The organism is Pseudovibrio sp. Ad13, from assembly GCF_001623225.1.
Lineage (GTDB): Bacteria > Pseudomonadota > Alphaproteobacteria > Rhizobiales > Stappiaceae > Pseudovibrio.
The window spans coordinates 23,214-37,464 of record NZ_LMCC01000004.1 but is presented as its reverse complement, the minus strand read 5'-3'; the positions used below and the strand labels follow the sequence as shown (position 1 = coordinate 37,464).

General features: G+C 50.2%; 14 protein-coding genes. 9 read left to right on the top strand and 5 right to left on the bottom strand.

Annotated features, from left to right (window positions below; genetic code table 11):
* Positions 1-31 precede the first annotated feature (31 nt).
* A complete protein-coding gene (locus tag PsAD13_RS04850; RefSeq protein WP_153039858.1) occupies positions 32-628 on the bottom strand; it encodes a DUF1134 domain-containing protein in 597 nt (198 codons plus the stop codon).
* 243 nt (positions 629-871) lie between these two features.
* Between PsAD13_RS04850 and PsAD13_RS04845 the strand changes: the two genes are divergently transcribed.
* The 8 genes from PsAD13_RS04845 to PsAD13_RS04810 all read left to right on the top strand — a co-directional run bounded on the left by PsAD13_RS04845 (position 872) and on the right by PsAD13_RS04810 (position 9,392).
* The gene (locus tag PsAD13_RS04845; RefSeq protein WP_208860350.1) at positions 872-1,345 is read left to right on the top strand and encodes a hypothetical protein; all 474 of its coding nucleotides are present in this window, start codon (positions 872-874) and stop codon (positions 1,343-1,345) included.
* A gap of 93 nt (positions 1,346-1,438) precedes the next feature.
* A complete protein-coding gene (locus PsAD13_RS04840) occupies positions 1,439-2,095 on the top strand; it encodes a histidine phosphotransferase family protein (RefSeq protein WP_057461958.1) in 657 nt (218 codons plus the stop codon).
* Positions 2,096-2,244: 149 nt separating this feature from the next.
* Positions 2,245-4,998, top strand: a complete 2,754-nt coding sequence (locus tag PsAD13_RS04835; RefSeq protein ID WP_063317451.1) for a hybrid sensor histidine kinase/response regulator — start codon at positions 2,245-2,247, stop codon at positions 4,996-4,998.
* On the top strand, positions 4,995-5,492 hold the full coding sequence (locus tag PsAD13_RS04830; RefSeq protein WP_057461956.1) for a chemotaxis protein CheW: 498 nt from the start codon (positions 4,995-4,997) through the stop codon (positions 5,490-5,492). Before PsAD13_RS04835 ends, PsAD13_RS04830 begins: the two co-directional genes overlap by 4 nt.
* Positions 5,493-5,523: 31 nt before the next feature.
* Positions 5,524-5,889 (top strand): response regulator, encoded by a 366-nt coding sequence (locus PsAD13_RS04825; protein ID WP_057461955.1) that lies wholly within the window; start codon positions 5,524-5,526, stop codon positions 5,887-5,889.
* A gap of 24 nt (positions 5,890-5,913) precedes the next feature.
* Entirely contained in the window at positions 5,914-7,149 is a 1,236-nt protein-coding gene (locus PsAD13_RS04820) for a chemotaxis response regulator protein-glutamate methylesterase (RefSeq protein ID WP_193757847.1), read from the top strand.
* Complete coding sequence (locus tag PsAD13_RS04815; protein ID WP_057461954.1) at positions 7,146-8,072, top strand: protein-glutamate O-methyltransferase CheR; 927 nt, start codon at positions 7,146-7,148, stop codon at positions 8,070-8,072. Before PsAD13_RS04820 ends, PsAD13_RS04815 begins: the two co-directional genes overlap by 4 nt.
* A 315-nt stretch (positions 8,073-8,387) precedes the next feature.
* Complete coding sequence (locus tag PsAD13_RS04810) at positions 8,388-9,392, top strand: MBL fold metallo-hydrolase (protein ID WP_057461953.1); 1,005 nt, start codon at positions 8,388-8,390, stop codon at positions 9,390-9,392.
* A 3-nt stretch (positions 9,393-9,395) separates the two neighbouring features.
* On the opposite strand, the gene PsAD13_RS04805 is transcribed toward PsAD13_RS04810, so the two are convergent.
* The 4 genes from PsAD13_RS04805 to PsAD13_RS04790 form a co-directional block, all read right to left on the bottom strand.
* A complete protein-coding gene (locus PsAD13_RS04805) occupies positions 9,396-10,241 on the bottom strand; it encodes a DMT family transporter (RefSeq protein WP_084404644.1) in 846 nt (281 codons plus the stop codon).
* Positions 10,242-10,351: 110 nt separating this feature from the next.
* Positions 10,352-10,828 (bottom strand): SAM-dependent methyltransferase, encoded by a 477-nt coding sequence (locus PsAD13_RS04800; protein ID WP_063305030.1) that lies wholly within the window; start codon positions 10,826-10,828, stop codon positions 10,352-10,354.
* Positions 10,829-10,982: 154 nt separating this feature from the next.
* Positions 10,983-11,717 (bottom strand): methyltransferase domain-containing protein, encoded by a 735-nt coding sequence (locus PsAD13_RS04795; RefSeq protein ID WP_063305029.1) that lies wholly within the window; start codon positions 11,715-11,717, stop codon positions 10,983-10,985.
* Positions 11,718-11,852: 135 nt separating this feature from the next.
* Entirely contained in the window at positions 11,853-12,542 is a 690-nt protein-coding gene (locus PsAD13_RS04790) for a response regulator transcription factor (protein WP_008551652.1), read from the bottom strand.
* 373 nt (positions 12,543-12,915) lie between these two features.
* Here PsAD13_RS04790 and fliI point away from each other — a divergent pair, with 373 nt between their 5' ends.
* Complete coding sequence (gene fliI / locus PsAD13_RS04785) at positions 12,916-14,241, top strand: flagellar protein export ATPase FliI (protein WP_063291574.1); 1,326 nt, start codon at positions 12,916-12,918, stop codon at positions 14,239-14,241.
* Positions 14,242-14,251: the final 10 nt, after the last annotated feature.

Genomic DNA, 14,251 nt, shown 5'->3' with positions numbered 1-14,251 from the left:
CCAAAATATAACTAACGCAGGGTTAGTTATATCAGAAAGGATTCCATGTTGGCTTCCTAGTAAATTTCAAATAGCCCATGTTGAGGCCAAGGCGAGCACCAACGCCTGCGCGAACAGGCACAACGAAGATATCGTTGTTGGACAGAACCTGCATGCCGAAGCCGCCGACAAGGTAGGCTGAGCCCTTAGCACCAACATAGCGGCGATAGATGGCATCGACACTTGGCAGATCGTAGACCAGCATCATAACGCGGGCGCCGTCACCGCCAACATCAAAGCCCAGGGATGGACCTTGCCAGAAGATCTGATGGTTGCCAGCGTTGCGGGTGTACAGTGTACCTTCGCCATAAGCAGCGCCTGCGAAGAACGCTGCTGAGCCTTCCTGCCCCAGGATATAACCGTTTGGTTCGCCGTACTGCTGAACTGCGCGCTCAACAACCTTTGCGAGGCCGGTGGAGATGGAACCGAAAAACTCGCCACCTGCCGTGATGATATCTTTCTGGTGGTAGCGCGACTGATCAACGGATGATTGCGCAAATGAATTTGTGTTGAGCGCCAGCAGTGCGAAACTGGCGCAAAGGACGATTGCAGCTTTGTTGCGCAGATTGGCGAACAGGCTCGTCATCATGCCAACGTCTCCTTCTAAGAAACCCGAGAATTTGGATTGTTCAGAGCAATTCAAATGTTAAGGGCATAGTGCAACTTTTAGGTACAACAAGTTATAGGGTCTTACATCTACCTAGTGGTTAATCATGGTATAGCTGGGTAAATGATGTACATCCCGTTGGCCTGCAGTCATGAATTTTGTATCTGTTGTCGAACTTGCTGCTTTAGTTAATGCAGGTGATTCGGACTCTGGATGGACATTCCCATGATTTCTGAGGTTTTCTACAGAAAATTTGCGCAAACTGGCAAGATTCTATGGAGTTCTATCGTTTTTTTGTGCGCCACCTCAGTTATTGCGGCTGCGCAGGAGCGGTTCACCTACACGCTCTCCATGTGTGATCCAGTGACCTATCAGGTCTCGGAAACTCCTGAAAAGGGGCGTGAGGACCTGACGCTGTCTTGGGGAGGACGCGTTTGGGCGTTTAGCAACGAGGGCAACCGAGATGCATTTCGGCATGCTCCAGAGGTCTATGCCCCATTATTTCAGGGATGCGATGCCCTCTCACTTGCGCAAGGCTACCGAGCTGAGGGATTGGCGAAAATCTACCTTGTTTATAACCAGCGATTATTGCTGTTTCAGAGCCGTGAACACCGGGCTTTGTTTCTGACAGCACCGGAGAGTTTGCTCGCGAAGGCACAAAGTCGTGCACGCGATGTAAAATGCGGTCCATATCAATGATGTCCAGCTTGGAATTAAACCAGCAGGATTGTACCTTTTTCGCCACATCTCGAATCAATCATAGGGCCTATTGGCCAAAGTTCTGGAGCGGTTATGTCAGTATTTAAAGATTTGTCATCTCTTGATCTTGCCGCACTCGTCGCAAGCCGTGTGTGCCACGACATCATTTCACCAGTCGGGGCGATCACGAACGGTCTGGAAGTGCTGGATGAAGAAGGCAATGAGGACATGGCAGACTTTGCGATGGATCTCATCCGCAAGTCAGCGCGTCAGGCTTCTGCAAAACTTCAGTTTGCCCGTCTTGCTTTTGGCGCTGCCGGATCTGCCGGTGCTTCAATTGATCTGGGCGATGCGCAAGAAGTAGCGACTGGATACATGAGCAATGAAAAGGCGAATCTGGAGTGGACCATGCCACGCCTGCTTCTGCCTAAGAATCAGGTCAAACTGATTTTGAACCTGCTGCTACTCATGAATCAGTGTGTTCCACGGGGTGGTACCATTACCATCAGTATGGAAGGGGATGAGGGTGCTCCGAACTTTCTCCTTAAAGCTGAAGGAACGAATGCGCGAATCCCTCAGGTTGTAAGTGAGATTCTTTCCGGTCAGGAGCCAGAACGCATTGATGCCCACACTGTTCAACCGATCTATGCGGTTTTGTTGGCAGGTGAAGCGGGTCTAAATATCGAGCTCCTGAAAGACGGTGATGCCGTCATATGCAAGGCAAATACTCAAGTTTCAGAGTCTGTCTGATCCTCTGTCAAAAACAACCAGTTATTGTAGGTTGGATGAATCTTACAATCTTTCAACCTATGTTAACCGTTTCGCTTAACACTCAACCTTAGTGAAATTTAGGAGTCTCGGTTTTTGAGGCTCCCCTAAGCATTGAGTGGGTGCGGGCCATGGACGATCTTCTCAGAGAGTTTCTCACTGAGACCAATGAAAGCCTGGATGTTGTAGATGTTGAGTTGGTGAAGTTCGAGCAAGAGCCGAATAACGCCACCATTCTAAATAACATTTTCAGGTTAGTGCATACAATCAAAGGCACCTGTGGGTTCTTGGGCCTGCCGCGTCTGGAAGCGATTGCTCATGCTGCTGAAACCCTGATGGGCAAGTTCCGCGACGGTGTTCCTGTGACACACGAAGCGGTAACACTTGTCCTCGCTTCTATTGATCGCATTAAAGATATTCTTGCGGATCTTGAGGCTGCTAACGGTGCTGAGCCTGATGGCACGGACCGTGATTTGATTGATGAGCTGGAACGCCTTTCCTTAAGCGCTGACAATGACGACATGGCTGACGAAATGGCGGCAGCGATGGCGGAAGAAAAAGCTGCTGAGGAAGAAGTCGGTACCGACATCTATCAGGTGCTGGAGCGGCCTCTGCGTCCTGGTGAAGTTTCTCTTGATGATCTTGAACGCGCTTTTCAGGAAGCTGAAGTTGAGATTGAGCTGCCTGCAGTTGAAGAAGAAACTGAGGAAGATGGCGAGCCAGTTGGCGCTGCTGCTCCTAATTTTTCGGAAGCGAAGACTTCTCAGAAAGAAGTTGCCAAGCCGAAGAATCCAAGCGCTAAGGGGAAGGCATCCAGTCAGGGTGTTTCCAACCAGTCTATTCGTGTGAATGTTGAGACTTTGGAACACCTGATGACGATGGTTTCTGAACTGGTGCTGACACGCAACCAGCTTCTGGAAATTGTTCGTCGTCATGAAGACAGCGAATTCAAAGTTCCACTTCAGCGTTTGTCCAACGTTACCGGTGAGTTGCAGGAAGGGGTCATGAAGACCCGTATGCAGCCAATTGGGAATGCATGGCAGAAGCTTCCACGTATTGTTCGCGATCTCTCTCAGGAACTCGATAAGCCTATCGGTCTTGAGATGATTGGTGCGGAAACAGAGCTTGATCGTCAGGTTCTGGAACTCATCAAAGATCCGCTGACACATATGATCCGTAACTCTGCCGACCACGGTCTGGAAGATCCTGCCGATCGTGTGGCTGCTGGTAAGCCTGAGAAGGGTAACATCACCCTTTCTGCTTATCATGAAGGCGGACATATCATCATCGAAGTGAAGGATGATGGTCGTGGTCTGAACCTTGAGAAGATCAAGGAAAAAGCGCTTAAGAATGGTGTGACCACCGAAGCTGAACTTGAAAAGATGGTAGATCATCAGATCTACAAGTTTATCTTTGCTGCTGGCTTCTCTACCGCGACTAACGTGACCAGTGTGTCTGGTCGTGGCGTTGGTATGGATGTTGTGCGCAACAATGTTGAGCTCATTGGTGGCTCTATTGATCTGCGCTCGACACCAGGACGCGGTTCCAGCTTCATCATCAAAATTCCGCTGACACTTGCCATTGTCTCCACACTGATCGTGGAAGCTGGTGGTGACCGTTATGCGATCCCACAGCTGTCCGTTGTTGAACTGGTTCGTGTTCAGTCCAACTCTGAACATCGCATCGAGCGGCTTAAAGATCGGCCTGTCCTGCGCCTGCGCAGTAAGCTGTTGCCACTGGTGCATATGTCGGAACTGCTTGGTCAGACTGAAGAGGCTGATCTTGATGAAGACAACGGCTTTATCGTTGTGATGCAGGTTGGTAGCCAGTCCTTCGGTGTTGTTGTTGATGGTGTGTTCCACACCGAAGAGATCGTTGTGAAGCCAATGTCTTCCATGCTCCGCAACATCAACATGTTCTCCGGTAACACCATTCTCGGTGATGGTTCTGTGATCATGATCATTGATCCGAACGGTGTTGCAAGTGCAATGGCAAGCCATGCTTCCGGTACTCTGACCGATACAGCTGAAGATGAGTACGAAAACGCGGAGGATCATGTGATTGATGCTGATGCTCCAATTTCACTGCTGCTGTTCCGTGCTGGTTCTGAAGAGCCGAAAGCTGTGCCGCTGTCGCTGGTGACACGCCTTGAAGAGTTTGATGTCAACAAGATCGAACACTCCAATGGCCGTGATCTGGTGCAGTACCGCGGTTCGCTGATGCCTCTGGTTTACGTGAATGAAGGCGATCGTCATAAGTCTGAGGGTACTCAGCCGATGCTGGTGTTCTCTGACAATGGTCGCTCAATGGGTCTGGTTGTTGACCAGATCGTAGACATTGTTGAAGACCGGATGACGATTGAAGTGGTTTCTGAGCGCCAGGGTGTGCTTGGTTCTGCGATTATTCGTGAGCGTGCGACTGAAGTGATCGACCTTGGCTATTATCTGCCATTGGCCTTTGATGACTGGTTCATGCGCAAGGAAATCGATACGACCACAAAGGTGAGAAAACTTCTCTTCCTCGATGACAGTGCCTTCTTCCGCAACATGCTGACACCTGTTCTGAAAGCTGCTGGTTACGATGTTACTGTTTGCTCCAGTGCCCAAAGTGGTTACGAGTTGATGGAAAAAGGCACCGACTTTGCTGCGATTGTGACTGATATCGAAATGCCGGACATCAGTGGCTATGAGTTCTGTGAGAGCCTGCGTCGTGATACCCGCTTCCGTCATATGCCAATCATCGCGCTTTCTGCTGTTGTGACACCGGCTTCTATCGAAAAAGGCCGTCAGGCCGGGTTCGATGACTATGTGGCCAAGTTTGACCGTCCGGGTCTGTTGGCAGCGCTCAAAGATGTTTTGACCAATGAATTCGGGGTTGCAGCATGACCGCTCATAAACTCACCACAGTCGACGGTGATGACAACCGTCAGGGCAGTGCCGATCACATCCAGTATGTGACTGTTGTGATTGGCAGCCAGTTGTTCGGTCTGCCAATTTCACAGGTGCATGATGTTTTTGTGCCTGAAAAAGTAACGCAGGTTCCTTTGGCTCCGCCTGAAGTGGAAGGGGTGTTGAACCTGCGTGGACGCATTGTAACTGCTATCAATATGCGTCGTAAGCTTCATCTTAAGCCAAATGATGCTGACCAAGGCATGATGGCTGTTGGTATTGAGTACAAAGGGGAGTCCTATGGCCTTGTTATTGATGCCGTAGGAGAGGTACTTAACTTGCCAAGAAACGAGATGGAAGCAAACCCATCCAACCTTGATTTCCGTTGGGCCGAAATTTCTGGCGGGGTTCATCGTCTGGATGGGCGATTGATGGTGGTTCTTGACGTGGACCGTCTGCTCAGCTCCCTGATTGAACCTAAAGCTGCGTAAAGCATACCTTCGAAGCGAGAGAGCCGATTTAATGAAAAAGTGTCTGGTTGTTGACGATTCCAGCGTAATCCGCAAAGTGGCCCGCCGCATTCTAGAGGACATTGGATTTGAAATCACCGAGGCCGAGGACGGACAGAAGGCACTTGATGCTTGTAAAGCGTCAATGCCGGATGCGGTTCTGTTGGACTGGAATATGCCTGTGATGGACGGACTGGAGTTTTTGGCCAAGCTCCGTGAGGAAGACGGTGGAGAAGACCCAATTGTTGTTTTCTGTACGACAGAAAACGATGTTGCTCATATTACCAAAGCTATCCGGGCCGGTGCGAACGAATACATTATGAAACCGTTTGATCGGGAGATTCTTTCAGCGAAATTTCAGGAAGTTGGATTGGTCTAAGTAATGGATATGGGCCGGCTGGGCATGTATGCAAAAGTTGAGGAGCCGAAGTCAGAGAGATCTGGTCAGATGGCACCTATCCGGGTCATGGTCGTAGACGATTCCGTTGTTATTCGTGGGCTTTTCAGCAGGTGGATTGAAGCTGATCCAGAGCTGGAAGTTGCTGCAACCCACCGTAATGGCGAATTGGCTGTAAAAGATATTGAGCGCAGCAACCCTGATGTGGTTGTGCTGGATGTTGAAATGCCCGTGATGGATGGCCTGACAGCTCTTCCTAAACTTCTTGAGAAAAAACGCGATCTTATCATTGTGATGGCGTCCACGCTGACGCGACGGAATGCTGAAGTGAGTTTGAAGGCTCTTTCTCTTGGTGCCACCGATTATGTCGCCAAGCCTGAAACGACTGGCCAAACGGCTGGTGCAGTTGAGTTTCAGAGAGAATTGCTGGAAAAATTGCGGTTGCTTGGGCGCGGTGGGAAGCGCGTTAAGCGAACCAGAACGACAGCAGAACCTGTTCGCAGAATGCGTGCTGAGATCGTCAATGATCCGCACAAAAAACGGAATGATGCCCTTACTGAGAGAACTGAAGCGCGCGCCGCGTTGCGACGTCCTCGCGGGACAGGGGTAAATGCTGCTGGAAAGCAGGAGATAACGCTCAAGCCGTATTCTTCGGTCGTGCCACGGGCTCTTGTGATCGGCAGCTCTACCGGAGGGCCACAAGCGCTCCAGCGTGTGCTGACAGATGCACGCGATGGTTTGCTGAAGGTGCCTGTTGTGATTACGCAGCATATGCCGCGTACGTTCACGACAATTCTGGCAGAGCATTTACATAAACAACTTCAGCTTCCTTCAAAAGAAGCTGAGCACATGGATGTATTGAAACCTGGGCACGTTTATATCGCTCCAGGCGGAATTCATTTGAAAATCGGCAAGCAGAACGGGCAGGCGGTTTCGTTGCTCGAAGACGGAGCTCCCGTCAATTTCTGTAAGCCATCTGTGGATCCACTTTTTGAAAGTGCAGCCGAAGTTTTCGGTACCGCGTGTTTGGCACTCGTTTTAACCGGCATGGGTAGTGATGGCGCAAGTGGCGTCAATGTCATTGCTGGTAAAGGCGGTAGCGTCATCGCGCAGGATGAGGCCTCCAGTGTTGTCTGGGGAATGCCAGGTGCTGCTGCCCGTACTGGGAACTGCAGCGGTATCGTGCCTCTCGATCAGATTGGTGCACATGTCAAGCGTATCTTAAAAGGAGCCGCGCGATGATGACTTCTGAATATGATTTCTTGAAGAAATTTCTGAAATCCCGTAGCGGCCTCGTTCTTTCTGATGAAAAGCAGTATCTGGTCGAAAGCCGACTGATGCCAGTTGCTCGACGTCACAACCTGAATGGACTGAGTGAGCTTATTCTTGCGATCAGCAAGCCCGGCTCCATGTCTATGCAGAATGATGTGGTTGAAGCTATGACAACCAATGAGTCATTCTTCTTCCGTGACAAGAGCCCTTTCGAGAACTTCCGGAATGTGATGCTTCCTCATTTGCTTGAGGCACGCAAAACACGCCGGAGTGCGCGCATCTGGTGTGCGGCGGCGTCTACGGGTCAGGAGCCTTATTCTCTCAGCATGTATCTGAAAGAAGACAAGGCCAAGATCGGTACATTCCGTTTCGAGATTCTGGGAACTGACATTTCCACTGAAGTGCTGGAAAAAGCCCGTACTGGTATCTACAGCCAGTTCGAGGTTCAGCGTGGTCTGCCTATTCAGATGCTGTTGAAGTACTTCTCGCAGCAGGGCGAACTGTGGCAGATGGCTCCGGAAATCCGGGCTATGGTGCAGTGGCGTAAGCTGAACCTTCTGGAAAACTTCAGCCACCTTGGTGAGTTTGACGTTGTCTTCTGCCGTAACGTGCTGATCTACTTCGATCAGCAAACGAAGATTGATGTGCTCAACCGCATCTATCGGCAGTTGCCAGATGATGGCTTCCTCGTGCTTGGTGCTGCGGAAACTGTGGTTGGTTTGACGGATGGCTTTGAGCCCTATCCAAATCTGCGTGGTGTATACCGCAAAAAGCAGGCTGCAAGCCGTCCGGCTGGTTCCTCCAGCTTCTCACGCTCTACGGCGAAGCCTTCGACCACACCTTCCAAAACGCGGCCTACCATTCAGGCCTTAGCAAGTGGTTCCCGGTTTTAGGGATGCAAAATGAAACAGGCCAGCAGATTTGCTGGCCTTTTCTTTAGGCTTTGTTGCGTTCATATACATTCAAGCCCCAAGCTCTCACTTTTTATTTTATGCGTATTCTCATCTGAAAACCGGAGCCGTTTTTCGGAAGTACGAGCTGACTCTCTCATTTTTTTGAACGAAGATTTACTATGTGACTGGTTGTCGTCAGTCGCAATTCAAGTTCAATGCGAGTAAATTTCTCCAAACGATACTTAGAGTTTCCCGATAGTTTGTGACTGTTGACCACCTTTGTTTGTGGTGTGTCAGGCTAATGGAGTGTGAGTGATGAGTTCTCGTGATTTCTTGAAATTGAGCCGACGAGGTGCCCTTGCTCTGGGGGCTGGTGGATTGCTTGCCACAGGGATGCGGAGTTTGGAGGCAGCTGCAGAAACTCCGATAGAAAGCTCCAATCAGCGTGCGCCAGCAACTGAATTTCAGCTTGGTGAGTTCAAGGTCTACGCTTTGCTCGATGGCACCTTTATTGCTGAGCACCCGCAGGATACGTTTGGTATGGAGCAGACGAGTGAGGTGTTTGAAAAAGCGAGCCAGGATCACTTCATCTCCTCCAACAAGTTCCGAGGTTTCTTCACACCGGTTCTGGTGAATACAGGCGATAAACTCATTTTGTTTGACACGGGACGAGGCGTCCTTTCTCAGCCGCAAAGTGGGAATTTACTGAAGGCGCTTGCGACAGCAGGCATCCGGCCAGCTGATATTGATGTGGTTGTGCTGACGCACATGCATGCGGACCATACGGGTGGGTTGATGCAAAACGGTGTCCCAACTTTTGCAAATGCGAAGTATGTCACGAGCCCGATTGAGTTCAATTACTGGGAAAAGCTTGGTCCAGCCGCCAATGGAAGCGCTCGCGTTTTTGCTGAAAATGTGCTGCCTCTCAAAGATAAATTCGACTTTATTGATCCGGGTAGAGAAGTTGTTCCCGGTATCACCGCCGTTGAGGCTTATGGCCATACACCGGGGCATATGGCGTATTTGGTTGAAGCCAATGGACGCAAGCTGATGCTCACGGCAGATACAGCCAACCACTTTGTATGGTCACTGGCCTATCCTGATTGGCGTGTCGTGTTTGACATCGATAAAGCGCGTGCGGCGGAAACGCGTCGGCGTATCTTTGGGATGATTGCGGAAGAACGCATTCCGTTTATTGGTTACCACATGCCGTTCCCTGCCATGGGCTTTGTTGAAGCCGTGGGAGAGGGCTTCCGATTTGTCCCTGCAACTTATCAGCTACAGCTTGGCCATGAGGATGAGCAGAACAGGCCTGAGTAATTGTCAGGGTGTGTTGGGTTTTCTCCGGTAGGCGGAAATCCCAACACCGCAGAGCACCAATGTGGTGGCGATGATGAAGCGGCTATCGATGGCTTCTGCAAGGAAAACAATTCCACCGGCTGTTGCGATGATTGGCACGGTGAGCTGAGCAACTGCTGCCGTGCTTGTCTGTAATTGTGGAATGATTGCATACCAGAGAGCGTAGCCAAGTCCGGAGGTTATAGCACCGGAGATGATGGCGAGGAGAACGCCTGAAGCTGTGATGGTGGTTGTGTCCGGAAACAGAAACAGTGCCAATGAGATGATTGGCACACCGTAGAGAAAGTTCATTCCTGTGTCTTTGAGCGGGTTTGCTGCGCCTCTGCCGATGATGGAATAAATTCCCCAGCCTATGGCGGCAATTGTCATCAATCCTGCTCCAAGCGGATCTATGCCTGCGTTTGAAGGGGAGAGAAGGTAAATGAGGCCAGAGAATGCGAGCGTTGCGCCGATCCACTTCTGGAGTGTCAGGTTTTCGCGCTGAATGAACGCACCGATGAACATGGTGATTTGCACAGCGCCGAAGAGCAAAAGCGCACCGAAGCCAGCATCAAGTGAGATGTAAGCATGCGAGAAGCCAAGAATGTAGACACACAGCGCAAGGACTGCTGTGACGTTGGGCTTTGAGAATGAGAGCTTGTTGCCGCCTCGAAAGAAGATGAGTGCCAGAAGCATGAGTGCGCCAGCGACAATGCGAATACTGGCAAATGCAGATGGACCAATCTCTCCGTCTGCCAATGCCAGACGATTCAGAACTGAGTTGGCGGCAAATGCGACCATGACAATAGATGTAAGAATAAAAAGCCTCATGGCCGTACCATGGCAACAAAGACAGGTCATGGGCAATACACTTAGGCGTTATTGAAGGTGTTTTACCTGTTAGCCTCCACTAAGACCGCAGAGGCTAACAGTTGGCTTTACTATGTGAACTCAGCTGCCCAGTTGAAATCAGCTGAAGCTTCATAGGATTGCGGCCAGTGTTTGCACCAGTTTGGTCCATGACTGGTTTCTACCCTGTCTGAAGCAGGGAAGTAGGGCTTTATATCCAGCAGCGGCGTGCCGGGTTCTGCGTCAATGTAAGGGACGGTGATGAGACCATTTTGCTCATCCACGTTCAAAAGTGAAACTGATGAGAGGCCGATTGGGTTCGGACGGGCAGGGGATCTTGACGCAAACGTGCCGATCTCATGATTTGTTTTGGCATATGGAGCTGGGAACTGCAGAGTGCTCCGGTCTTGTGCTGTTGCTGCCTGATCTGCCCACCACAGGATGAGTGCGTGGCTAAAGTCTGACAGGTGCAGGAGGGCTGGCGTGTACTCCGGGTGGATATTGAGTTGGAACTGCCCGTTGGTTGCTGTGATGATCCCGATAGATCTCAGCTCTGCAAGAGATTGCATCTTCGTATCCTCATATGTGTTTCGGAAGTCATCAAGCTTGATGAACCTACCCTCCGCTTGCTTTCACAAAAGTGCAAGCTTTGGCCGATTTGAGGAGGAAGTGCTTTTGAATTCAGATGGTTACAGAAGAATCAGAAGGGTGTCTTCTTTCGGGTTAATGCGGGAGTTTTGGTTTCATTCCGAGTGCTCGGCGGATCCTGTTCTTGATCTGCTTTGATCTGAGTTTTGTTACGCGGCCTCTTAGGTCTGCGACAGTATTCTCGTAAAGATCGGGGTGAATGATATCGAGGGGGAGCGGGGAAGTCGATTGTGCCGCTTTATGATTGGTTTTGGAGTACAGCAGGACGTTTTGCTTGTACCAGACGCTCACATTAGGGTTGTTCCATATCGCTGGTCTGACAATATCTATCGGGAAGAACCCTTTCTCCTCCATCAGCTTCGCCCAATAGCTTTGCCGTTGCTCGTTGATATGATGGATACCGCCTTGCTCTGGGACGGCAACGGAAAGCAAGACATTGTCTGCGCTTTCAGTCATCTTCTCCAGGACTGTATGCGCTGCAGAGCTTGACAGATGTTCGAGCACTTCAAGGCTCATGGCCAAGTCAAAATGTCTTTTTGTTTGAATGTTCTCTGGCTTTTCCAGATTAACCTGAACAAAGTTTTCCGAGGGTATGCGGAGGGAAGGTTGAGGCACCCATACGCCGTCCAAACCGAGGATTTCTTTTGCACCGAGTTGTGTAGCTGCCAGAAGCCAGCTGCCGGTACCGCATCCAAAATCTATGACGCTCTCTGGCGACAGATGTTGGAAGACGATGGGAAGGATTTCTTTAGCTGAAGCCAGCGAGCCATCCTGTTGGTTGTCGTAGAAACCTTCGTCATACGGTTGCATCTGGCTTGTTCCTTGAAACAGTGGAAGTGTTGCTGATGCATAATGCGAAGGGGAGCGCACATAAAAAACCCCCTTACAATCAGGGTTGTAAGGGGGCTTCTACTGAAACTCTTTGAAAGTCAGCTGATAAAGCTATTAAGCTGCTTTCTCTTCTGGTTCGCGCAGAACGTATCCGCGGCCCCATACTGTTTCGATGTAGTTTTTGCCAGCTGTTGCGGAAGCGAGCTTCTTGCGCAGCTTACAAATAAACACATCGATAATTTTGAGCTCTGGTTCGTCCATGCCACCGTAGAGGTGGTTGAGGAACATTTCCTTAGTGAGGGTTGTGCCCTTACGAAGGGAAAGAAGCTCTAGCATCTGATATTCTTTACCAGTCAGATGTACGCGCTGACCTGCAACTTCGACAGTTTTGGTGTCGAGGTTTACAGTGAGGTCGCCGGTAACAATAACAGACTGGGCATGACCTTTAGAACGACGCACAATTGCATGAATACGTGCAATCAGCTCGTCCTTGTGGAATGGCTTTGTCATATAATCGTCAGCGCCGAACCCAAGGCCACGGACCTTGTCTTCAATGCCAGCCAAACCGGACAGAATAAGAATAGGTGTCTTCACCTTGGATACTCGCAGTGTGCGCAGTACCTCATAACCGGACATGTCCGGCAGGTTCAGATCCAGCATGATAATATCATAATCATACAGTTTGCCGAGGTCGATGCCTTCTTCGCCGAGATCTGTCGTGTAGACATTAAAGTTCTCGGATTTGAGCATCAGTTCAATGCTTTGTGCAGTAGCACTATCGTCCTCGATCAACAATACACGCATGTTAATCCCCTCGTGTTGCCTTTCCTGGGCAGTCGCGCCGGCCCAAAAACACAAACCGTTGCGAAGGAATACTATAAACCCGACTCAATTGAATGAGTTTATGGTTAACAGAACTCGAATCGCTACCGCAAGCGTTTTACTCTCACGTAGAACAGTTCTCTGGGTACAACCTAGAATTCAAGGGTGTAACCTTTCCTGTTCACCAATTTGAGACCGGTTGGCTTTCAATCGAATCAAGTGCTACTGAAAGCCATGTTTAGACGCTTCGTTTCCTTGAAAGGGCTATACGCCATTCAAAGTCTCCCCAATAACATTAAGCAGAAGCGTAAACGATCGGTTACCAACGACGAAAATGATTAATAGGGAATCTGTTTTGGACTCGCTTTTTGCAGAAATCGAATCATGCCTCCCAACCGAAATTTACGGGAGAGTAGAAGCAGTTAAGGGACTTCTGATTGAAGTCGCAGGGCCTGTTTACGCCATGAGCGTCGGCGCGCGTCTACTAATAGAAATAGGGGAGAACGCAGCGTCAATTCAAGCTGAAGTCGTCGGATTTCGAGACGGAAGAGCCCTTTGTATGCCATTCGGTGAGCTCGATGGTGTGCGTCATGGTAGCAAGGCAAAGCTGATTTCACGCGAGAGTATTGTCCATCCATCGAGTGCCTGGCTGGGGCGTGTTGTTAACGCTTTAGGCGAACCGATCGATGGAAAAGGACCTCTTCCATTCGGTTCGATCCCGAGAAAATTACGTGATTCACCACCTCCGGCTGCAGAACGAGCCCGTGTTGGGAGCCCGATCGACCTGGGTGTGAGATCCCTTAATAGTTTTGTAACGTGTTGTCAGGGGCAGCGCCTCGGTATTTTTGCCGGGTCTGGCGTGGGTAAATCGGTCCTTATGTCCATGCTTGCACGTAACGCGGAAACAGAAGTGTCTGTCATTGGTCTTATTGGTGAACGTGGACGTGAGGTTCAGGAGTTCATCGAGGATGATCTGGGTGAAGAGGGGCTGGCGAAATCTGTTGTTGTTGTCGCAACGTCTGACGAAAGCGTTTTGATGCGTCGGGAAGCGGCTTATCTCACTCTTACTCTCTCTGAATATTTCCGTGATGAGGGCAAGAATGTTCTTTGTATGATGGACTCTGTTACGCGCTTTGCCATGGCGCAGCGTGAGATTGGTCTTTCTGTTGGAGAGCCGCCAACCTCTAAAGGGTATACGCCCACCGTCTTTACTGAATTGCCGAAATTGCTGGAACGAGCCGGACCGGGTGCAGTTGGCAAAGGGGCTGTGACAGCTCTCTTTACTGTGCTGGTGGAAGGCGACAACCATAATGAGCCTGTGGCCGATGCTGTTCGCGGTATTCTGGATGGGCACATTGTTATGGAGCGTGGGATTGCAGAGCGCGGTCGCTACCCGGCTATTAACGTGCTAAAATCCGTCAGTCGAACCATGCCGCGTTGTGTGCCTGAAGAAGCCTTACCGATTCTCCGGCGTGCCAAGCAGCTGTTGTCTGCTTATGCGGACATGGAAGAACTGATCCGTCTGGGTGCCTATAAAGAAGGTGCAGACCCCCTTGTTGATGAGGCAATTGCCAAAAATGACGCCCTTGAAGCGTATTTGGGGCAAATGAAGGGGGAAAAAACTACAATTGAAGAGGGATATTTCCAGCTTGCTCATCTTTTGGAAATGACTCAGGCGTAAGCTCACTCTC